Below are 20309 nucleotides of genomic sequence, written 5' to 3' on the forward strand. Positions count from 1 at the left end.
AACAGCTATGCCCTTCCAGTCGACAGGTGGAGCCCTTCCCCCGTCACCCTCCCGCACTCCCCGGAATGATGATCGCCCCGCCGATGTGACGAACGACTCACGGGGATCGTTCCCGGGAGCCACGAAAGGGTTAACGGTCAGCGAACCGGCGCCAAGGCCCGCCAGCCCACCGTCACTTCGCCCTGCCTCCAGCGCGCCGGGCCGTCCGTCACCGGCCAGTCCGCCGTGAGCGCGCGGACCGCGCGGATCCAGCGCTGGCGGGCGCCGTACGACGCGTAGGGGGCCGCGGCGGCCCAGGCCCGGTCGAAGTCGCGCAGGAACGCGTGCACCGGCTCACCCGGCACATTGCGGTGGATCAGCGCCTTGGGTAGCCGCTCCGCCAGATCCGAGGGCCGCTCCAGGGACCCCAGCCGGGCCGCGAAGGTGACCGTGCGCGGCCCCTCCGGCCCGAGCGCGACCCACACGTGCCGCCGCCCTATCTCGTCGCAGGTCCCCTCCACGAGCAGCCCGCCCGCCGAGACCCCGCCGGCCGGCGCGAGCCGGGCGCACAGCCGCTCCCAGACCCCCGCGACCTGGTCCTCGTCGTACTGCCGCAGCACGTTGGCCGCGCGCACCAGGTGCGGCCGCTGCGGGAGGGGCAGCTCGAACCCGCCGTGCCGGAAGGCCAGCCCCTCGCGCTCGTACGGCTTCGCGGCGGCGACCCGCGCGGGTTCGATCTCGACGCCCACGACCCGCGCGCGGGGCGCGACGCGGCGCAGCCGGCCGAGCAGTTCGACGGCCGTCCAGGGCGCCGCCCCGTACCCGAGGTCGACGGCCACGGGGTCCTCGGCCCGCCGCAGCTCGGCGCCGTGCGTCGCGGCGATCCAGCGGTCCATGCGGCGCAGCCGGTTGGGGTTGGTGGTCCCGCGCGTGACGGTGCCCACGACGGGGGTCCCCCCGCTCGAACGCATCCGAGAGCGGGGGAGGGGGGCGCGGGAGGTCATGGCATATGAGGGTAGGCGGAGTGCGGGGAGCCCGGAGGAGTCCGGGGATCCGGCGGGGGACGCCCCCGAGGCTCGAACGGTTGAGCGACCCGGGTAACGCTCAGGCAAAAATCCCCTCCCCCGCGGCCCCGCCAGGAATGGGAACACCTCCCTCCGGCGTTCCAGCCCCCTGGGAGGCTTCCGCCCCCTCCGTCCGGCATGCCCGCAGCAAGGAGGAACGCCACGTGAGCCACTACGCCAGCAGGCTCGGGCGTCGCTCTGCGGCAACGCCCCCGCGGCTCAGGCTCCACCGCCGCCCCCGCCGTGTCGCGATGCTCTCCGTGCACACCTCACCGCTCCACCAGCCCGGCACCGGCGACGCCGGCGGCATGAACGTCTACATCGTGGAGCTCGCCCAGCGCCTCGCCGCGATCAACATCGAGGTGGAGATCTTCACGCGCGCGACCGCCGCCGCGCTCCCCCCGAAGGTGGAGATGGCCCCCGGCGTCCTCGTCCGCCACATCGACGCCGGCCCCTACGAGGGACTCAACAAGGAGGACCTCCCCGCCCAGCTCTGCGCCTTCACCCACGGCGTGATGCAGGCCTGGGCCGGCCACCGCCCCGGCCACTACGACCTCGTCCACTCCCACTACTGGCTCTCCGGCCACGTCGGCTGGCTCGCCGCCCAGCGCTGGGGCGCCCCCCTGGTGCACGCCATGCACACCATGGCCAAGGTCAAGAACGCCAACCTCGCCGACGGCGACACCCCCGAGCCCGCCGCCCGGGTCATCGGCGAGACCCAGATCGTCGACGCCGCCGACCGGCTCATCGCCAACACGGCGGAGGAGGCCGACGAACTCGTCCGGCACTACAGCGCCGACCCCGGCAAGGTCGCCGTCGTCCACCCGGGCGTCAACCTCGACCGCTTCTCCCCGGCCGACGGTCGCGCCGCCGCCCGGGCCCGCCTGGACCTCCCGCAGGACGCGCTGGTCCCCCTCTTCGCGGGCCGCATCCAGCCCCTGAAGGCCCCGGACATCCTCCTGCGCGCCGTCGCCGCCCTCCTCGACACCCGCCCCGACCTGCGCTCCCGGATCGTCGTACCGATCGTCGGCGGCCCCAGCGGCAGCGGCCTCGCCAAGCCGGAGGGCCTGCAGAAACTGGCCGCCCGTCTCGGTATCGCGGACGTCGTGCGCTTCCGTCCGCCGGTCGGCCAGGAGCAGCTCGCGGACTGGTTCCGGGCCGCCTCCCTCCTCGTCGTGCCCTCCTACAGCGAATCCTTCGGCCTGGTCGCCATAGAGGCCCAGGCGGCGGGCACCCCCGTCCTCGCGGCCTCGGTCGGCGGCCTCCCCGTGGCCGTGCGCGACGGCGAGACCGGCTTCCTGGTCCAGGGCCACGACCCGGTCGCGTACGCGCGCGTGCTGGAACGCTTCGCCGACACCCCCGAACTGCCCGCCCGCATGGGCACGGCCGCCGCCGCCCACGCCCAGTCCTTCGGCTGGGACACGGCCGCGGCCGCCACCGCCGACGTCTACACGGCGGCGACCCAGGCCCACCGCCGTCACGTACGCTCCCCCCATGGGTGACGCTCAGAAGAGTGCGGCGCAGGTCATCGAGGCGTACGCGGAGGACGCGGAGCTGGAGTGGGAGAGCCCCCGCCCCGGCTCCTACGTCATCCAGCTCCCCGGCACCCGCAAGCTGAAGACGACGGTCTCCTTCCTGGTCGGCCGGCACTCGCTCTCCCTCAACGCGTTCGTCATCCGCCACCCCGACGAGAACGAGCCCGGCGTCCACCGCTGGCTCCTGGAACGCAATCTCAAGCTGTACGGCGTGAGTTACGCCGTCGACCAGCTGGGCGACGTCTACGTCACCGCCCGGCTGCCCCTGTCGTCGGTGACCCCGGACGAGGTGGACCGGCTGCTCGGCCAGGTCCTGGAGGCGGCGGACGGCGCCTTCAACACCCTGCTGGAGCTGGGTTTCGCCTCAGCGATCCGCAGGGAGTACGCCTGGCGCGTCTCCCGGGGCGAGCCGACCCGCAACCTGGACGCCTTCGCGCATCTGACGCAGCGGCCGGCCGACTGACCCGGGAGGGCCGGTTCTCCGGTTCTCAGGGGTGCGGCCGGTCGAGCCGGTCGGCGAACGCGCGCAGGGCGTCCGCCGGCCCCTTCCCGGTCGGCAACCGGTCGACTTCGGCGTCGAGTCCGTCGATGCGCCGGTTCAGTTCCTCGGGGTGCTTCCCGTACCCCCTGGTGATCACCGGACGGAGGACTTCCGCGCGTACCGTCCCGGTGTGACCCCCACCGACTTCCGGAAGTGCCGCGTGAGATGGGACTGGTCGAAGAAACCGGCCGCCGCGGCCACCTCGCCGGCCGGCATCCCGTCGAGCAGCAGCCGCCGGGCGCGCTCGACCCGGCGGGAGGTGAGGTACTGGTGGGGTGCGATGCCGTACGCGCCGCTGAACGCCCGTACGAGATGCGCCGGATGGGCCCGCAGGACCCGCGCCGCCTCCTCCAGGCCGACGCCCCGGACGACGGACGCGTCGAGGAGCTCGCGCAGCCGCCGGGCGAGGTCCGGGCCGGGACGCGGGGGCCCGGGCACGGCGGCCGACGGCCGCAGATGCGTGCGCAGCCGCTCGCCGACGAACGCCAGCCTGCTCTCCGCCTCCAGTTCGTCCCCGGAGCGCGCGAGCGCGGTGTGCAACCGGCCGACCCGGTCCCTCAGCACGGGATCACGCAGATCGGGCCGGTCGACGGCGGCCCCGATGAGGTCCTCGCCGAGACGTGTGCCGTCGAGGTACAGGACCCGTTTGCGGAAGCCGTGCGGGGTGGCGGAGGAGCCGTTGTGCGGCACGTGCGGAGGGAGCAGGGTGACCGTGTCGTGCGGGGTGCCGTGCCGGTGCCGGTCGAGGTCGTACCGTACGGCCCCGTCGTCCACGATGAGCAGCGTCCACACGTCGTGCACGTGCATCGGGTACGCGTGCTCGGTGAAGTGGGCGTGGAAGACCTCCACGACGCCGGGGACGGCCGGGCGCCAGGCGGAGACTTCCTGCCGGGGGACCATGCAAAGAACGTACAAGACGGGGTCGTACGACGCCCGGCAGTCTCGGAGCATGAGCGACGACGCACCCCTCGAACCCCTCGCACCCCTCCGCTTCGACACGAAGATCGCCGTCCTGCTGCGCGAGGACCTGGAGACCTGGCAGCGCCTCAACGTCACCGCCTTCCTCGTCAGCGGCCTGGGCACCCAGGTCCCCGAGGTGATCGGCGAGCCGTACGAGGACGGCGACGGCGTGCCCTCCCTGCCGATGTTCCGCCAGCCGGTGCTGGTCTTCGAGGGCACGAAGGAGACGCTGGCCGCGGCCCACGCGCGCGTGCTGTCCCGTTCCCTCCCGCGCGCGGTGTTCACCGGCGATCTCTTCGCCACCGGCAACGACCGCGACAACCGCGCCGCGGTACGGGCCGTGCGGACGGCGGACCTGGATCTGGTGGGGCTCGCGGTGTACGGGCCGCGGAACGCGGTGGACAAGGTGATGAAGGGGGCGCGGATGCATCCGTGAGGGTGTCCGCGCCCGCGACGGGATCAGGCGCCGGTGCCGGTGCTAGTACCGCTACCGCTACCGCTACCGCTACCGGTGCCGGTCCGGACGGCCCCCTTACGCTCGTCGGCCCTGCTCCCGTTCCCGTTCCCGCTCCCTCTGCCCGTCCCGCTTCCACCGCCGTCGACGGCGGGCTCCTCGGCCGGCAGACGCCGCATCAGCACGGCGTACCCGGCCCCCGCGACCGTCCCCACGACCGCGCACGTCCCCCACAGCCACTCCGCCCCGAACCGGTCGATGACGAATCCGGACATCACCGGCGCGACAAGCGAGGCGACGGCCCAGGACAGGGTGTACATGCCCTGGTAGCGCCCGCGGCCGTGCGTGGGGGAGAGGGTGACGACGAGACCGGTCTGGGTCGGCGCGTTGACGATCTCGGCGAGGGTCCACACACAGACGGTGAGCGCGAAGACGCCGACCGATCCGGCGAAGGCGGTGAGCCCGAAGCCGTACCCCGCGAGGACGGAGGAGATCACGAGCAGCCGCCGCGGATCCCGGTGCTCGATGAACCGGGTCACGGGGATCTGCAGGACGACGATCAGCACACCGTTGACCGCGATGGCCAGACCGTAGTCGGCGGGCGTGAACCCGGCGGCGCCCATCGCCACCGGCAGCCCCACGGACCCCTGCTGGAAGACGAGCGCGACGAGGAAGGACAGCCCGACGACACTCATGAACCGCAGGTCGCGCAGCACGGTTCCGAGCCCGACGGATTCCTCGTGAACGGCCTTGGCCTCCTGGGCCGGCCGTGACTCGGGCAGCTTGAGGAAGATGACGAGGGCGCACACGAAGGTCATCCCGGCCTCGAGCAGGAACCCGGCGCGGTAGCTGACCTCGGCGATGAACCCCGCCGCCATGGAGGAGACGGCGAAACCGAGGTTGATCGCCCAGTAGTTGAGGGAGAACGCCCGCACCCGGTCCTCGGGCCGCACGATGTCGGCCATCATCGCCTGCACGGCGGGCCGCGAGGCGTTGGACGCGGCACCGACGACGAAGGCGACACCGGCGATGGCGACGGGATCCGTGACGAACCCGAGCACGGCGACGGACACGGCGGTGGCGGTCTGCGACAGCAGCAGGGTGGGCCGCCGTCCCATCCGGTCGGCCATCACGCCACCGCCGAGGGACGACACGACCCCGCCCAGCCCGTGCAGGGAGGCGACGAGCCCGGCGTAGGAGGCGGAGTACCCGCGGTCGAGGGTCAGATACAGCGCCATGAAGGTGGCGACGAACCCGCCGAGCCGGTTGACGAGCGTGCTCGTCCACAGCCACCAGAACTCTCGGGGCAGCCCGGAGAGCGTTTCGCGGGCGGCACGTCTGAGCGCGGTGACGGACATGGCGGAGCCCCCGTAGGTAAGTGTCGTAAGCGATGCTCAGAACTTACGAAGCCGGAGCCCGCGGAGGCGAGCCGATTAACAGAACCAGTCAACCGTCCGAGGAACGAGCAGGGGCGCACCGCATCAGGACGGTGGATTACGCTCATAGCCATGGCCGACGCACCGTACAAGCTGATCCTCCTCCGCCACGGCGAGAGCGAATGGAACGCGAAGAACCTGTTCACCGGCTGGGTGGACGTCAACCTCAACGAGAAGGGCGAGAAGGAGGCGGTCCGCGGCGGTGAGCTCCTGAAGGACGCCGACCTCCTGCCCGACGTGGTCCACACGTCCCTCCAGAAGCGCGCCATCCGCACCGCGCAGCTCGCCCTCGAGGCGGCGGACCGCCACTGGATCCCGGTCCACCGCTCCTGGCGCCTGAACGAGCGCCACTACGGCGCCCTCCAGGGCAAGGACAAGGCCCAGACGTTGGCCGAGTTCGGCGAGGAGCAGTTCATGCTCTGGCGCCGCTCCTACGACACCCCGCCCCCGCCGCTCGCCGACGACTCGGAGTTCTCCCAGGCCTCCGACGCCCGCTACGCCTCCATCCCCCCGGAGCTGCGTCCGCGCACGGAGTGCCTGAAGGACGTCGTCGTCCGTATGCTCCCCTACTGGTACGACGGCATCGTCCCCGACCTCCTGGCCGGCCGCACGGTCCTGGTCGCGGCCCACGGCAACAGCCTCCGCGCGCTGGTCAAGCACCTCGACGGCATCTCCGACGCCGACATCGCGGGCCTGAACATCCCGACGGGCATCCCCCTCTCTTACGAACTCGACGCCGACTTCAAGCCCCTGACCCCGGGCGGCACCTACCTCGACCCCGAGGCGGCCGCAGCGGCGATCGAGGCGGTCAAGAACCAGGGCAAGAAGAAGTAAGCCCGTACGAAGAAGCCCCCTACCTGCGGTTTTCCCGCTGGTAGGGGGCTTGTCGTCGTCAGGTGTCGCTGGTGCTGAGGTGCCGGGATGATCTGCCTGAGCACATTGCGGATGCGCCTTTCGATTCGTTGCGAGCGGTGACGCGACGTCAGCGGGGCTTGGTGCAGAGGGCCGTGTCCGCTGCTGACTGGAGGTGGTGGAGGCTCGGGCCCTGGGCTGCCCATGTGGTCGTGTAGATCGTCACCGTGCCTCGGCCGCCCGTGGCGCGGCCGCCGGTGACCGAGTCGCCGGGGAGGTCGCCGCCGTGGCCCCAGTAGACGCCGCCGCAGGTGAGGGGGGTGGAGGCGATGCCGTAGCCGTAGCGGCTGCCGGCGGGGTAGGTGTCGCGGTTGCCGACGTCGGTGGTGTCCCGGGTCATGAGGCGCAGGGCCCAGCGGGGCAGGAGGCGGTTCTCGAAGAGGGCGTTCCAGAAGGTGTTCAGGTCCCGTGGCGTGGAGACCAGACCGCCCGACGCGCCGAACTCGTAACCGGGCAGCTCCGTCACATCCACCCGGCCCGCCTCCGGGTGCGCCGGGTGGACGCCGTAGTTGCGGGCGTGGGGGCCGCGCAGCGCCAGTTCGCCGGGGGCGGGCCAGTAGGTGTCGTCCAGGTGCAGCGGGCGCAGGATCACGCGTTCGACGTACGTGCGGAAGTCGACCCCGGACACCTTGTCGATCACCATGCCGAGGACCAGGTAGTTGGTGTTGGAGTAGCCCCAGTCGGACCCCGGGGTGAAGACGGGCGGCTGGGACAGGGCGAGGGCCAGATAGTCCTCCGGTGTGCCCGGGCTGTTCCAGTCGACCAGCGTCGCGTACTCCGGCAGCCCGCTCCTCTGCTTGAGCAACTGGCGTACGGTGATGGACTGTTCGGCGAGCTGCGGGACGTACGCACCGGCGCGGTCGTCGAGCCGTATCCGCCCGTCCGCCACCAGACGCATCACGGCCGTCGCGGTGAACGCCTTGGTGTCGCTGGCCAGTCGGAACCGGCCCCGGGCGTCGACCATCGGGCGGCCCGAGTCGAGGTCGGCGACACCGGCCGTGCGGGTCACACGGCCGTCGTAGGCGAGCGCGCCCGGTACCCCGTCGCGGGACACCAGCAGGTCCAGTTGGTGTTGCACCGGGTCGCGTCGGTCGGCCGCCGCGAGGGGGGCCGATGCCCCGACGAGGGTGGCGGCGAGCAGGACGGCGGCGGCGAGGCGGGTACGGTGCATGGTCTCCCCCTGGGTGGTCGGCCGGGCGGCTTCGCCCGCCGTCGACCCTGCCAGCCGCCCGGTGCCGGATCACTGCGACGCACCCCCGGAGTCGGGGTGGGGGCAGCACCACCCGTGGCGCTACAGCAGCCCCAGGTCTCCCAGTTCCTTGTGCAGGTCGGCCCGCGGATGACCGGCGGGAGCGGACGAGCCGGACGAGCCGGATGTGCCCGACGAGCCCGTCCGGGCCGGGGGAGTGCCGGTCGGGCGCTTACGGCGGTCGCGGTCGCGGAACAACCAGGCGCCCAGCAGCCCGCCGATGAGGCCGCCGAGATGGGCCAGCCAGCTGACGCCGGGCGTACCGGGCACGGCGACCGTCAGCATGTAGGCGAAGGACGCCGCCATCACGACGCCGATGAGGGTGTCTATGAGATGCCGGTCGAAGAGGCCGCGGACGACGACGTACCCGAAGTAGCCGAAGATCAGGCCGCTCGCGCCGACCGTCTCCACCCTCCCGCCCTCGAAGAACCAGACCGCCAGGCCGCTCGTCACCGCCACCAGCAGGCTCAGCCCCAGGAAACGCAGCACCCCCCGGTACGCGGCCAGGAACCCGAAGATGAACAGCGGCCCGGAGTTGCTCTCGATGTGGGCCCAACTCCAGTGCAGGAAGGGCGCGGTGAGGATGTGCGGCAGTGTGCCGAGGTCACCGGAGACCACACCGTACTCACGGGCCGGGGTGTAGTCGTCCGCGAAGTTCGCGAGCTGCACCAGCCAGACCAGCACCAGGAACCCGAACATCACGAAGAACGCCTTGCGCGCCTCCGCGACCGTCAATTGCGCGTCGGACGTCGGCCTGTCCATGGTGAGTCCCCCTCCATGTCCCCCGCCACCTGCCGGACCTCCATCATGCAGGATTCCCCCCGGCGCACAATGATCCGCTCACACCTGGAGCGGAACCGGGTGGACCTCGTCGGCCTTGTGGCCCGTGCGTTCGTGGATGCGCTGGACCGCCTCCGCGGACGGGGCCTCGGAGAGGCAGTAGACGACGCCGGAGTCGGGGTCGGCCCAGGCGGACTCGAAGTGGACGCCCTCGTCCCCTTCTATGGCGAGGTCGTCCTGGTGGGCCTGGAGGAGCTGCTCCCGGGTGATGCCCTTCATGTCGTGGTGGACGTCCATGAACTTGGGCATGGTGTCCACCCCCTTTCCGCCGTCCGGCTCGCGTTCCTGTTCGTCCCTTCCATGCTGCGCCCGGCCCGGCCCTCCCGCGACAAGAGGGCGGGGCCCGGTGTGGTCACCGGGCCCCGCCCTCGTACGTACGACGACCGCGCTCAGCCGCACTGGCACGGGCTGCCCGACTGGCACCCGCAGCCGCACCCCGAGCCGCACCCGCACGCGCCGATCAGCATCAGGTTCCTGATCTCGGCGGGCTGCTCGGTGGGGCGTTCCTGGGTGGGGTCGGGCTGCGGGGTGCTGGGGGACTCTGCCATGGGTTCCTCCCGGAGGCGTAGGGCCTGTGCCCATTTCATGCCCGTCCTGCCGGGCGCATCAACGGCGCACAGTGGCGCCCGCACGCCCTCCGGAAGCCCATCGCTCTCCTCCCCGGCGGAGCTACGCCCCCTCGATCCCGGTCGCCGGCTGGATGTCCGGCTGGATGTCGGGCTGCAGCTCGTCCGCGTGCTCACCCGTCACCAGGAACACCACACGCTTGGCGACCGCCACCGCGTGGTCGGCGAACCGCTCGTAGTAGCGGCCCAGCAGGGTCACGTCGACGGCCGTCTCGATGCCGTGCTTCCAGCGGTCGTCGATCAGGTGCTGGAACAGCGTGCGGTGCAGCAGGTCCATCGCGTCGTCGTCGGCCTCGAGCTGGAGTGCCAGGTCGACGTCCTTGGTGATGATGCACTCCGCCGCCTTCGCCATCAGGCGCTGCGCGAGCTGGCCCATCTCCAGGATCGTGGCGTGCAGGTCGCGCGGCACCGCCCGGTTCGGGAAGCGCAGCCGGGCGAGCTTCGCCACGTGCTGGGCGAGGTCGCCCGAGCGCTCCAGGTCGGCCGACATCCGCAGTGAGGTGACGACTATCCGCAGGTCGGTGGCGACGGGCTGCTGGCGGGCGAGCAGCGCGATGGCCTTCGCCTCCAGGTCGTGCTGCAGCTCGTCGACCTTCTGGTCGTTCTCGATGACGCTCTCGGCCAGCTTCAGGTCGGAGTCGAGGATGGCGGTCGTGGCGCGCCCGATCGCCGACCCGACCAGCCGGGCCATCTCCACCAGGCTGTCGCCTATCGAGTCAAGTTCCTCGTGGTACGCGTCCCGCATCAGGATTCCCTCTCGTACGTACGTATGCTCCGGGGCGAACCCCACGGTGCCACGGTCCGCCCGCTACGCGTCGGATTCAGTCACCTCAAATGAACCACTACTGGCTCCAAGGTGAACTCTGGGCGACGAGTGTTCGAGGTCGCACCTGCATGGCTGTGGCCACCCGGGATCCCGTGCCTAACCTGGACGCATGGACGTGAACGCGGCGGTCGCCGCAGCGGCAGCGATCGCCGGGGTGCTCACCGGTGTCATCGCCATGCTGGCGTTCCGCTGGAGCGAACGCGACCAGGCGCGCCCCACCCGCACCTCCCTGCACACCGATCCCGTGCTCCCGCCCGGCGTGGACACGGTCCTGTCGGTGCTGCGTTCGTCGGCCGTCGTCCTGGACGAGGCCGACGCCGTCGTCAAGGCGAGTTCCGCGGCGTACGCCCTGGGACTCGTCCGTGGCGGAAAACTGGCGATCGAGCCGATGCTCAAGATGGCCCGGGACACCCGGCGCGACGGCGAGATACGCCAGGTCGAGCTGGACCTGCCCCGGCGCGGCACCGGGCGCGGCGAGGCCCTCGCGGTCTCCGCGCGGGTGGCGCCGCTGGGTTCCCGGCTCGTGCTGCTCCTCGTCGAGGACCTCACCGAGGCCCGCCGGATCGAGGCGGTACGACGGGACTTCGTCGCCAACGTCAGCCATGAGCTGAAGACGCCGGTCGGCGCGCTCTCCCTGCTCTCCGAGGCGGTCATGGACGCCGCCGACGACCCGGAGGCGGTGGAGCGGTTCGCCGGGCGGATGCAGATCGAGGCCACCCGGCTGACGAACCTGGTGCAGGAGCTGATCGACCTCTCGCGGGTGCAGAACGACGACCCGCTGGAGGACGCCGAACCGGTCGGCGTGGACGAGCTGGTCGCCGAGGCCGTCGACCGCTGCCGGCACCAGGCCGGCACCAAGCAGATCACCATGGCCGCCGGCGGCACGGCCGGCCTGCGGGTCTGGGGCAACCGCGGCCAGCTCGCCGCGGCCCTCGGCAACCTGGTCGAGAACGCCGTCAACTACTCACCCGCCCGCACCCGTGTCGGCATAGCCGCCCGCCGGGTGACCGCGCCCGGCGCGGACCTGATCGAGATCTCGGTGACCGACCAGGGCATCGGGATCTCCGACAAGGACAAGGAGCGCATCTTCGAGCGCTTCTACCGAGTCGACCCGGCCCGTTCCCGCCAGACGGGCGGTACGGGCCTCGGGCTCGCGATCGTCAAGCATGTGGCCGCCTCGCACGGCGGGGAGGTCACGGTGTGGAGTGCCGAGGGACAGGGCTCCACGTTCACGCTGCGGCTGCCCGAGGCGGCGACCGCGGCCCGCGACCGCGATCGCGCGCACCAGCATCCGGATCCCGACGACCCGGAAGGCCTCGAGGGGCTTGACACCCTCGACGACCTGGACGACCTCAATGACGAGGACGGGCAGGCCGGCGGCATCTCCCCCACCCCCTCCCGCACACCGTCCCGCCGCTCATCCCCCGATTCGACCGCGTACCAGACGCTTTCCGCCCCGGAGGTCCTTCCGTGACCCGAGTGCTCGTCGTCGAGGACGAGGAGTCCTTCTCCGACGCCCTGTCGTACATGCTCCGCAAGGAGGGCTTCGAGGTCGCCGTCGCGACCACCGGGCCCGACGGACTCGACGAGTTCGACCGCAACGGCGCCGACCTCGTCCTCCTCGACCTGATGCTGCCGGGTCTGCCCGGCACGGAGGTGTGCCGTCAGCTGCGCGGCCGCTCCAACGTCCCCGTGATCATGGTGACCGCCAAGGACAGCGAGATCGACAAGGTCGTCGGGCTGGAGATAGGAGCCGACGACTACGTCACCAAGCCGTTCTCCTCGCGTGAGCTGGTCGCCCGGATCCGCGCCGTCCTGCGGCGCCGCGGTGAGCCGGAGGAGGTCACCCCGGCGGCGCTGGAGGCCGGCCCGGTCCGGATGGACGTCGACCGTCACGTCGTCACCGTCTCCGGCTCCAAGGTCGACCTGCCCCTCAAGGAGTTCGACCTCCTGGAGATGCTCCTGCGCAACGCCGGCCGCGTCCTGACCCGGATGCAGCTCATCGACCGCGTCTGGGGCGCGGACTACGTGGGTGACACCAAGACCCTCGACGTCCACGTCAAGCGCCTCCGCGCCAAGATCGAACCCGACCCGGGCGCGCCGCGGTACCTGGTGACGGTGCGCGGCCTGGGCTACAAGTTCGAGCCGTAAGTCGTTCTTCCGCGGCTACGGCGTTCGTACCTACGCCAAGGGCGGCACCCCCGGTGAGGGTGCCGCCCTTGGCGTGTGTACGGGGGCTCAGTGGCCGGCCGGGGACTCCGAGGACGTGGTGGAGGCCGAGGGGGACTCCGTGGTGCCCGCGGCCGGGGACTCCGTGGCCGTGGCGGTCGCGGCGGGGCTCTCGGTGGGGGACTCCGTCGCCGCGCTCGGGATGTCGCTGGGGCCCCAGCTCGAGAAGTAGCCCTTGGCCGGGACGACGAAGGCCGCCAGGCTCACCGCGCCCGTGTCGCTGAGGGTGAAGGTGGTCTTCTGGGCGTTGCCGTCGATCGATTCCTCGGCCGGGTGCTCCAGGACGGCCGAGGCGTTGCCCTCGCCGCCGATGACGACGACACCGCCGGCCGGGACGGTCAGCTCCTTCTCCCCCTTGGCGGGCGACAGCTTCGCGGTGCCGAGACCCTCGACGTCGATCGACTCGATGGTCTGGGCCTCCTTGCCGGAGTTGAAGACGGTCGCGGAGACGGCGACCGGGCCCCCCTCGGCGGGGTCGGGCTGGGTGATGACGACAGCGTTCTGGATCTTGATGTCGCCCACGCTGGTGGCGGCGTTGTCCGGCCGGATCTCCAGCGTCTGGCTGTTGTTGCCGGCGCCGCAGGCGGCGAGCGTGGCGATCGAGAACGCGAGGGCGGATGCGGCGAGGGCGCCGCGTCGAAGGCTGCTGCTCACGGCGGCGGCAACTCCTTGAACGCACACGGGCAGCTCACCTGGTGATAAAGCCGCCCTAAGGGTCTGTCAGCGGCCTTAGGTTACCGAGCCGTTCCCGCGCCGCCGCACCCGACCCGCCTCTAAGGCCTCCGGCGGGCGCCGCACGCCCCGATCTCCCTGGTCATCACACCCGTCCCGACGCTCTCGCGCGACCCACCGGTCACTCCAACTTCATCCTGGCTCTTCCTGCTCGTACGTCATTCACATATCCGCGCACGGCCCCCGGTTAAGCGCCGACGCGCTCCGCTCGCAAATTTTCCGTGAAGGAATGCGCGACCGTCCGGGAAATTGATCACGGGCCCGCGCGAAGACCCGGTGATCAATTCCGGAAACGACTCGTATCCGGCCACGGGCACCGAACGGAGTAGCGCAAGTCGCACATCTGGAAGCAGACATATGCGGACATCCGGCCGCCCGGAGTGTGCTCCGGACGTGTGTGACGTCCATGTTTCACCCCCCTCGAACAGCCGCTCCGACCTGCGAATACCTGCTTCCGTGAGCGGCCCGCAGCACGTTCCTGTTGCAGTTGTCAAGCCCCGAGATATGCCCTGACCTGCGAAAACGCCATTCAGGAACCGCAGTTTCCGTGTTACCCTGGATAGCCACGGAAGGGGTACCTGTCACATGACGTTCAAGGTTGGCGACACCGTGGTCTATCCCCATCACGGGGCCGCGCTGATCGAGGCCATCGAAACTCGCCAGATCAAAGGCGTGGACAAGACCTACTTGGTGCTGAAGGTCGCCCAGGGTGACCTGACGGTGCGTGTGCCAGCGGACAATGCGGAGTTCGTCGGCGTGCGTGATGTGGTCGGTCAGGACGGGCTGGACCGGGTCTTCGAGGTGCTGCGCGCGCCGTACGCCGAGGAGCCCACGAACTGGTCGCGTCGCTACAAGGCAAATCTGGAGAAGCTCGCCTCCGGCGATGTCATCAAGGTCGCGGAAGTCGTACGTGACCTGTGGCGTCGTGAGCGCGAGCGCGGACTCTCCGCCGGTGAGAAGCGCATGCTCGCCAAGGCGCGCCAGATCCTGGTGAGCGAGCTCGCCCTCGCGGAGAACACCAACGAGGACAAGGCCGAGGCCCTGCTCGACGAGGTTCTCGCGTCCTGACGCCGGCGAAGGCCGACGCCGACGCACACCGTTGAACACCGAAATGCCGCGGTGCCCGATGACGTATTTCCCGTCGCCGGGCGCTGCGGCATGTTCGCGTCCGGATGCCGTGCGCCCACCTACGGGCGGTCCCGCCTCCGGGTCGTCCCCCTCGGCGAAACCCGGGGAAACCCGCTGCGGACCCACTTCGGGGAAACCCCGATACTTTGCGTGCCGAGCCCGGGCAGCGCTCGACCGGCGCGTCACGGAAGGGTCCGGTCAAGGCGTCGCGCCCGGCACGCTGTCTCCGTACCCAACTAGGCCGAGCACACAAACCTGACAGGAACCGATGTCTGACGATTCGCGTCCCTCGCCCGCGCCCGCCCGTACGGCCGCGGTGATTCCGGCCGCCGGCCGGGGCGTACGCCTCGGCCCGGGCGCCCCCAAGGCGCTCCGCGCGCTGAACGGCACGCCCATGCTGATCCACGCCGTGCGCGCCCTCGCCGCCTCCCGGTCCGTCTCCCTGGTGGTCGTCGTGGCCCCGCCGGACGGCGCCGCCGAGGTCAAGTCGCTGCTCGACGCGCACGCGCTGCCCGACCGCACCGACTTCCTCGTCGTCCCCGGCGGCGACACCCGCCAGGAGTCCGTGCGCCTCGGCCTGGACGCCCTGCCGCCCGAGTACGACATCGTCCTCGTCCACGACGCCGCCCGGCCCCTGGTCCCCGTGGACACCGTGGACGCCGTCATCGAGGCCGTCCGCGAGGGCGCCCCCGCCGTCGTCCCGGCGCTGCCGCTCGCCGACACCGTCAAGGAGGTCGAGCCGGCCCGGGTCACCGGAGACCCCGAGCCGGTCGTCGCCACCCCGGTCCGCGCCCGGCTGCGCGCCGTCCAGACCCCCCAGGGCTTCGACCGGGCCACCCTGGTCCGCGCCCACGAGACGGTCACCGGGGACGTCACCGACGACGCGAGCATGGTCGAGCAGCTCGGGCCGACCGTGGTGGTCGTCCCCGGCCACGAGGAGGCCTTCAAGGTCACCCGCCCCCTCGACCTGGTCCTCGCCGAGGCGGTCCTGGCCCGCAGGAGGCTCAACGATGGCTTCTGACCTCCCCCCGCTGCCCCTGGTCGGCATCGGCACCGACATCCACGCCTTCGAGGAGGGCCGCGAGCTGTGGTGCGCGGGCCTGAAGTGGGAGAACGAGGGCCCGGGCCTGGCCGGCCACTCCGACGCCGACGTCGTCGCCCACGCCGCCTGCAACGCGCTCTTCTCCGCCGCCGGCCTCGGCGACCTCGGACAGCACTTCGGCACCGGCCGCCCCGAGTGGTCCGGCGCCTCGGGAGTGACCCTGCTGACGGAGGCGGCGCGCATCGTCCGCGAGGCCGGTTTCACCGTCGGGAACATCGCCGTACAGGTCGTGGGGCCGCGGCCGAAGATCGGCAAGCGGCGGGCGGAGGCGCAGAAGATCCTGTCGGAGGCGGCCGGGGCCCCGGTGTCGGTGTCGGGGGCGACCACGGACGGCCTGGGGTTCCCGGGGCGGGAGGAAGGCCTGATGGCCGTGGCGACCGCTTTGGTGGTCAGACTGGGGTGAGGAGAGCACCTGCCGCCCACTACCCTAGGCAGCGTGACTATTCGCCTGTACGACACCAGCGCCCGGCAGATCCGTGACTTCACCCCGCTCCAGCCGGGCTGTGTCTCGATCTACCTCTGTGGCGCCACCGTGCAGGCGGCCCCGCACATCGGCCACATCCGTTCCGGCCTGAACTTCGACATCATGCGCCGCTGGTTCGAGTACCGCGGCTACGACGTCACGTTCATCCGCAACGTCACCGACATCGACGACAAGATCATCACCAAGTCGTACGAGCAGGGCCGTCCCTGGTGGTCCATCGGCTACGACAACGAGCGCGCGTTCAACGACGGCTACCAGGCCCTCGGCTGCCTGCCGCCCACGTACGAGCCGCGTGCCACCGGGCACGTCCCCGAGATGATCGAGATGATGCGCGTCCTCATCGAGCGCGGTCACGCGTACGAGGCCGACGGCAGCGTCTACTTCGACGTGCGCTCCTACCCCGGCTATCTGGCGCTGTCCAACCAGGACATCGACGATCTGCGCCAGCCCACCGAGGAGGGCATCACCGGCAAGCGCGACCCGCGCGACTTCGCCATGTGGAAGGCGACCAAGCCGGGCGAGCCCGACTGGGAGACCCCGTGGGGCCGCGGCCGTCCCGGCTGGCACCTGGAGTGCTCCGCGATGGCCCACAAGTACCTCGGCTCCGCCTTCGACATCCACGGCGGCGGCCTGGACCTGATCTTCCCCCACCACGAGAACGAGATCGCCCAGGCCAAGGCCTACGGCGACGAGTTCGCGCAGTACTGGGTGCACAACGCCTGGGTCACCATGAGCGGCGAGAAGATGTCGAAGTCGCTCGGCAACAGCGTGCTGGTCGGCGAGATGGTCAGGAACTGGCGCCCGATCGTGCTCCGCTACTACCTCGGCACCCCGCACTACCGCTCGATGATCGAGTACAGCGAGGAGTCGCTGCGCGAGGCCGAGTCGGCGTTCGCCCGCATCGAGGGGTTCGTGCAGCGCGTCGTCGAGAAGGCGGGCGGCGCCGTCGAGCCCGCCGCCGAGGTGCCGCCGGCGTTCGCCGAGGCGATGGACGACGACCTGGGCGTCCCGCAGGCCCTCGCCGTCGTGCACACCACCGTCCGCCAGGGCAACAGCGCGCTGGCCGCCGACGACAAGGAAGCGGCCGTGGCCCGGCTCGCCGAGGTCCGCGCCATGCTCGGCGTCCTCGGTCTGGACCCGCTCGACGCGCACTGGGCGGGCGGGGCCGAGAAGGGCGAGGATCTGCACGGCGTGGTCGACAGCCTCGTACGCCTGGTCCTGGACCAGCGGGAGGCGGCCCGCGCCCGCAAGGACTGGGGCACCGCGGACGCGATCCGCGACCAGCTCAACCAGTCCGGGCTGACCATCGAGGACAGCCCGCAGGGACCGCGCTGGACCCTCGGGACCCGGTAGTCCCGCGCAGCCCGTTCCCTTGATCGATTGTGCCGCCCGGCTCCCCGGGCGGCACACTGCATAGACATACGCACACCTCCGCACAGAATCAGGTAGGTCATGGCAGCCAACAACCGCCGCATGTCCGGCAAGAAGGGCGCGCAGGTCGGCAGTGGCGGCCAGCGGCGCCGGGGCCTCGAGGGCAAGGGCCCCACCCCGCCCGCCGAGATGCGCAAGGGGCACAAGAAGAACCGCGTCGCCACCGCCAAGGCGAAGCAGGTCCAGCGGCGTCCCGTGGCGCGCGGGCGGGGCGGCAAGAGCGCCTCCGAGCTGGTCGTCGGCCGCAACCCGGTCGTCGAGGCGCTGCGGGAGGGCGTCCCCGCCTCCACCCTCTACGTCCAGCAGTTCATCGACAACGACGAGCGGGTGCGCGAGGCGCTCCAGCTCGCGGCCGAGCGCGGCGGCATCAACCTCATGGAGGCCCCGCGCCCCGAGCTGGACCGCATGACGAACGGCCTCAACCACCAGGGGCTCGTCCTCCAGGTCCCGCCGTACGAGTACGCCCACCCCGAGGACCTGGTCGACGCCGCCCACGACGAGGGCGAGGACCCGCTGATCGTCGCCCTCGACGGGGTGACCGACCCGCGCAACCTGGGTGCCGTCGTCCGCTCGGTCTCCGCGTTCGGCGGCCACGGCGTGGTCGTCCCCGAGCGCCGCGCGGCCGGGATGACCGCCGGTGCCTGGAAGACCTCGGCGGGCACGGCGGCCCGTACGCCCGTCGCCCGCGCGACCAACCTCACCCGCGCCCTGGAGGCGTACAAGAAGGCCGGTATCGCGGTCGTCGGCCTGGCCGCCGACGGCGAGGCGGAGATCGGCGAGCTGGAGGCGCTGGACGGCCCGGTCGTCATCGTCGTCGGCAGCGAGGGCAAGGGCCTGTCCCGGCTGGTCGGCGAGACCTGCGACTTCCGGGTCCGCATCCCCATGCCGGGCGGCGCGGAATCCCTCAACGCCGGTGTGGCGGCGGGGATCGTGCTGTACGAGGCCGCTCGGCGCCGGGCCTGAACGTCTGTCCGCTCCGTCACCCCGTCGGGTTAAATCCGGCGGGTGGGGCAACCTTGACGGAGTCCGGACAGATCCGGCGGGTCAAAGCAGTGTCCTAACCACACGTCACTCGGTTAGATGAGTGTGGACACCAGAACACCCCGCACACCCACGGGGGGCCGCTCGTCGGGATTCGATTCCGGTTTCGATGACGCTCCCGCGCTGAGCATGGTGAAGGTGCCGAGCGATCCGGCGCAGATCATCGTCAATCACGCGAGCTTCCGCGTGCAGCTGGGCGTGTCGGCGCGGCGGAACCAATCCCCGCGGATCGCCCGGCACATGAGCGCCAACCAGGACACCACGCGTATCCCCGTCGTCGGCGCGGCGGGCCGGGCGGGCGCCGCCACCGGTGCCCGCCGCCGCCCCGTCGTCTGGAGCGGCCAGACCGCCCCGGACGACACCGGCGCCCACCGGCTGCTCCAGGCGGTGCGCGCGGGCAGCGTGGGCCACGGCGCGCCCCCCGGGGCCGACGCCGGAGCCACCCAGGTCATCCCCCGCGTCGGCGGCTACGACGGCGATCTCGCGGCACAGACCCTGGAAACGCCCATCGTAGGCGCCCAGCGCGCCCCGGTGGCCGGCGAGAACCGGCTCCTGCCGCACATGCGCACGGTCGGCAGCGCCTACGACGAACCCCCCTACGACGAACGCCCCTACGACGACGCCGAGTTCGAGGACTTCGGGGAGGCGCTCGCCGAGGCGGTCGAGCCGCGCGGCGGGCGCCACGCCGGCGACCCGGACTCCTCCCGGCACGCCTACTACCCCGGCCGCCGGATGAACCTGGGCGTGGTGCTGCTCCCGCTCAGGGTCTTCCTCGGCTTCATCTCCGTCTACGCCGGCATGGGCAAGCTGTGCGACCCCGTCTACTTCGACGGCGGCAAGCGCGGCTCCATGGTGAAGTGGCTCAACACCCTGCACCCCTGGGAAGTCGCCGAGCCGCTGCGCCAGTTCGCCCTGCACCACCCCGTCGGCTCCGGGCTCGTGATCGCCTTCCTCCAGGTCGTCGTGGGCGTCCTCACCGTCCTGGGCTGCTGGCAGCGCGTCGCGGCGGCCGTCGGCGCCGCGCTCTCGGCGGCGCTCATCGTCACCGTGAGCTGGAAGACCGTCCCGGTCTACGACACCCCCGACATCATCTGCCTCGCCGCCTGGTCCCCGCTGATCATCGCGGGCGCCCCGGTCTACTCCGTCGACGGCCGCCTCGCCGCCGGGGCCTGGCGCCGGCTCGGCCCCCGCTCCGACATCTGGGAGCTGCGCCGGTACGTCCTGCGCCGCGGCGCTCTCGTCACCGCGATCGCCGTCGGTCTCACCCTGCTGATCGGCTCCCTGCTCGGCGGCGCCGTCCGCGACGCCGACCGTGTCGTCGTCCCCGGCCCCGGCGAGGCCCCGCGCAACGAGCTGCCCGGCGCCCCGCTCCCGGAGGAGTCCGGCTCCCGCGAGGCGTCCCGCAGCCCCGAGGCGTCCACCTCGCCCACCCAGGGCGCGACGTCGGCGGCGCCGACGGCCGGCACCGCCGGCACGCCGCCCGCCCGTGACACCGCCACCACGGGTGCGGGTGCGGGCGCGCCCAGCCAGACCCAGGGCACGGCGGGGCAGGCGCCGCCGCGGCAGTCCACCACGACGGGCGGCGGCCAGGCACCGAGCACCAGCTCGGGGCCGACGTCGGGTGGCTCCACGAGTACCTCCGGTGGTTCGACCGGTGGTACGTCGGGTGGATCGTCGTCCTCCGGTCAGCCCGGGCTGGTGGGGGGTTTGCTGGGGTAGCGGTTGCGGTTCGGCTGCGGG

22 protein-coding genes are annotated in these 20309 nt (G+C 71.7%); 12 read left to right on the plus strand and 10 right to left on the minus strand.

Annotated features, from left to right (window positions below; all coding sequences use genetic code 11):
* Positions 1–137: 137 nt before the first annotated feature.
* Entirely contained in the window at positions 138–950 is an 813-nt protein-coding gene (locus OG852_RS25875) for a class I SAM-dependent methyltransferase (protein WP_330351494.1), read from the minus strand.
* A 257-nt stretch (positions 951–1207) separates the two neighbouring features.
* Between OG852_RS25875 and mshA the strand changes: the two genes are divergently transcribed.
* Together mshA and OG852_RS25885 are read left to right on the plus strand one after the other, a co-directional pair.
* Positions 1208–2545 carry a D-inositol-3-phosphate glycosyltransferase gene (gene mshA / locus OG852_RS25880; protein WP_133911930.1) on the plus strand — a complete coding sequence of 446 codons (1338 nt, stop codon included), beginning with the start codon at positions 1208–1210 and terminating at the stop codon, positions 2543–2545.
* Positions 2538–3041: a YbjN domain-containing protein gene (locus OG852_RS25885; protein ID WP_330349084.1), complete on the plus strand. Its 504-nt coding sequence runs from the start codon at positions 2538–2540 to the stop codon at positions 3039–3041. Before mshA ends, OG852_RS25885 begins: the two co-directional genes overlap by 8 nt.
* A 25-nt stretch (positions 3042–3066) precedes the next feature.
* On the opposite strand, the gene OG852_RS25890 is transcribed toward OG852_RS25885, so the two are convergent.
* Positions 3067–3216, minus strand: coding sequence for a hypothetical protein (locus OG852_RS25890; protein WP_330349085.1), 150 nt, complete (start codon positions 3214–3216; stop codon positions 3067–3069).
* Complete coding sequence (locus tag OG852_RS25895; protein WP_330349086.1) at positions 3213–4019, minus strand: helix-turn-helix transcriptional regulator; 807 nt, start codon at positions 4017–4019, stop codon at positions 3213–3215. The genes OG852_RS25890 and OG852_RS25895 overlap by 4 nt, the downstream gene beginning before the upstream one ends.
* A 49-nt stretch (positions 4020–4068) precedes the next feature.
* On the opposite strand from OG852_RS25895, the gene OG852_RS25900 reads away from it, so the two are divergent.
* Positions 4069–4515: a DUF2000 family protein gene (locus OG852_RS25900; RefSeq protein WP_133911933.1), complete on the plus strand. Its 447-nt coding sequence runs from the start codon at positions 4069–4071 to the stop codon at positions 4513–4515.
* Between the two features lie 23 nt (positions 4516–4538).
* On the opposite strand, the gene OG852_RS25905 is transcribed toward OG852_RS25900, so the two are convergent.
* On the minus strand, positions 4539–5891 hold the full coding sequence (locus OG852_RS25905; RefSeq protein ID WP_330349087.1) for an MDR family MFS transporter: 1353 nt from the start codon (positions 5889–5891) through the stop codon (positions 4539–4541).
* A 150-nt stretch (positions 5892–6041) separates the two neighbouring features.
* Between OG852_RS25905 and OG852_RS25910 the strand changes: the two genes are divergently transcribed.
* Positions 6042–6803, plus strand: a complete 762-nt coding sequence (locus tag OG852_RS25910; RefSeq protein WP_133911935.1) for a phosphoglyceromutase — start codon at positions 6042–6044, stop codon at positions 6801–6803.
* 148 nt (positions 6804–6951) lie between these two features.
* Here OG852_RS25910 and OG852_RS25915 read toward each other — a convergent pair whose 3' ends face one another.
* From OG852_RS25915 to phoU, 5 genes are all read right to left on the minus strand, one after another.
* Positions 6952–8052, minus strand: a complete 1101-nt coding sequence (locus OG852_RS25915; RefSeq protein ID WP_330349088.1) for a serine hydrolase domain-containing protein — start codon at positions 8050–8052, stop codon at positions 6952–6954.
* A gap of 120 nt (positions 8053–8172) precedes the next feature.
* Entirely contained in the window at positions 8173–8892 is a 720-nt protein-coding gene (locus tag OG852_RS25920; RefSeq protein WP_133911937.1) for a rhomboid family intramembrane serine protease, read from the minus strand.
* Positions 8893–8970: 78 nt separating this feature from the next.
* Entirely contained in the window at positions 8971–9219 is a 249-nt protein-coding gene (locus OG852_RS25925; RefSeq protein ID WP_133911938.1) for an SCO4226 family nickel-binding protein, read from the minus strand.
* A gap of 140 nt (positions 9220–9359) precedes the next feature.
* Positions 9360–9518, minus strand: a complete 159-nt coding sequence (locus tag OG852_RS25930) for a hypothetical protein (protein WP_166663508.1) — start codon at positions 9516–9518, stop codon at positions 9360–9362.
* 121 nt (positions 9519–9639) lie between these two features.
* Positions 9640–10341, minus strand: a complete 702-nt coding sequence (gene phoU / locus OG852_RS25935; RefSeq protein ID WP_330349089.1) for a phosphate signaling complex protein PhoU — start codon at positions 10339–10341, stop codon at positions 9640–9642.
* 190 nt (positions 10342–10531) lie between these two features.
* On the opposite strand from phoU, the gene OG852_RS25940 reads away from it, so the two are divergent.
* Both OG852_RS25940 and OG852_RS25945 read left to right on the plus strand, forming a co-directional pair.
* Complete coding sequence (locus tag OG852_RS25940; protein WP_330349090.1) at positions 10532–11896, plus strand: sensor histidine kinase; 1365 nt, start codon at positions 10532–10534, stop codon at positions 11894–11896.
* Positions 11893–12573, plus strand: a complete 681-nt coding sequence (locus OG852_RS25945) for a response regulator transcription factor (RefSeq protein WP_030043517.1) — start codon at positions 11893–11895, stop codon at positions 12571–12573. Before OG852_RS25940 ends, OG852_RS25945 begins: the two co-directional genes overlap by 4 nt.
* A gap of 87 nt (positions 12574–12660) precedes the next feature.
* Here the strand turns inward: OG852_RS25945 and OG852_RS25950 are convergent, their stop codons facing one another.
* Positions 12661–13305: a DUF461 domain-containing protein gene (locus tag OG852_RS25950; RefSeq protein WP_133911941.1), complete on the minus strand. Its 645-nt coding sequence runs from the start codon at positions 13303–13305 to the stop codon at positions 12661–12663.
* A gap of 663 nt (positions 13306–13968) precedes the next feature.
* Here OG852_RS25950 and OG852_RS25955 point away from each other — a divergent pair.
* The 6 genes from OG852_RS25955 to OG852_RS25980 all read left to right on the plus strand — a co-directional run bounded on the left by OG852_RS25955 (position 13969) and on the right by OG852_RS25980 (position 20288).
* A complete protein-coding gene (locus OG852_RS25955) occupies positions 13969–14451 on the plus strand; it encodes a CarD family transcriptional regulator (RefSeq protein WP_003953493.1) in 483 nt (160 codons plus the stop codon).
* Between the two features lie 328 nt (positions 14452–14779).
* The gene (ispD, locus tag OG852_RS25960) at positions 14780–15532 is read left to right on the plus strand and encodes a 2-C-methyl-D-erythritol 4-phosphate cytidylyltransferase (protein ID WP_133911942.1); all 753 of its coding nucleotides are present in this window, start codon (positions 14780–14782) and stop codon (positions 15530–15532) included.
* Entirely contained in the window at positions 15522–16016 is a 495-nt protein-coding gene (gene ispF / locus OG852_RS25965; RefSeq protein WP_133911943.1) for a 2-C-methyl-D-erythritol 2,4-cyclodiphosphate synthase, read from the plus strand. Before ispD ends, ispF begins: the two co-directional genes overlap by 11 nt.
* 33 nt (positions 16017–16049) lie before the next feature.
* Positions 16050–17450, plus strand: a complete 1401-nt coding sequence (gene cysS, locus OG852_RS25970) for a cysteine--tRNA ligase (protein WP_133911944.1) — start codon at positions 16050–16052, stop codon at positions 17448–17450.
* A 99-nt stretch (positions 17451–17549) separates the two neighbouring features.
* Positions 17550–18491: a 23S rRNA (guanosine(2251)-2'-O)-methyltransferase RlmB gene (rlmB, locus tag OG852_RS25975; protein ID WP_133911945.1), complete on the plus strand. Its 942-nt coding sequence runs from the start codon at positions 17550–17552 to the stop codon at positions 18489–18491.
* 117 nt (positions 18492–18608) lie between these two features.
* Positions 18609–20288, plus strand: a complete 1680-nt coding sequence (locus OG852_RS25980) for a DoxX family membrane protein (RefSeq protein ID WP_166663509.1) — start codon at positions 18609–18611, stop codon at positions 20286–20288.
* Positions 20289–20309 lie beyond the last annotated feature (21 nt).

The organism is Streptomyces sp. NBC_00582 (genome assembly GCF_036345155.1).
GTDB lineage: Bacteria > Actinomycetota > Actinomycetes > Streptomycetales > Streptomycetaceae > Streptomyces.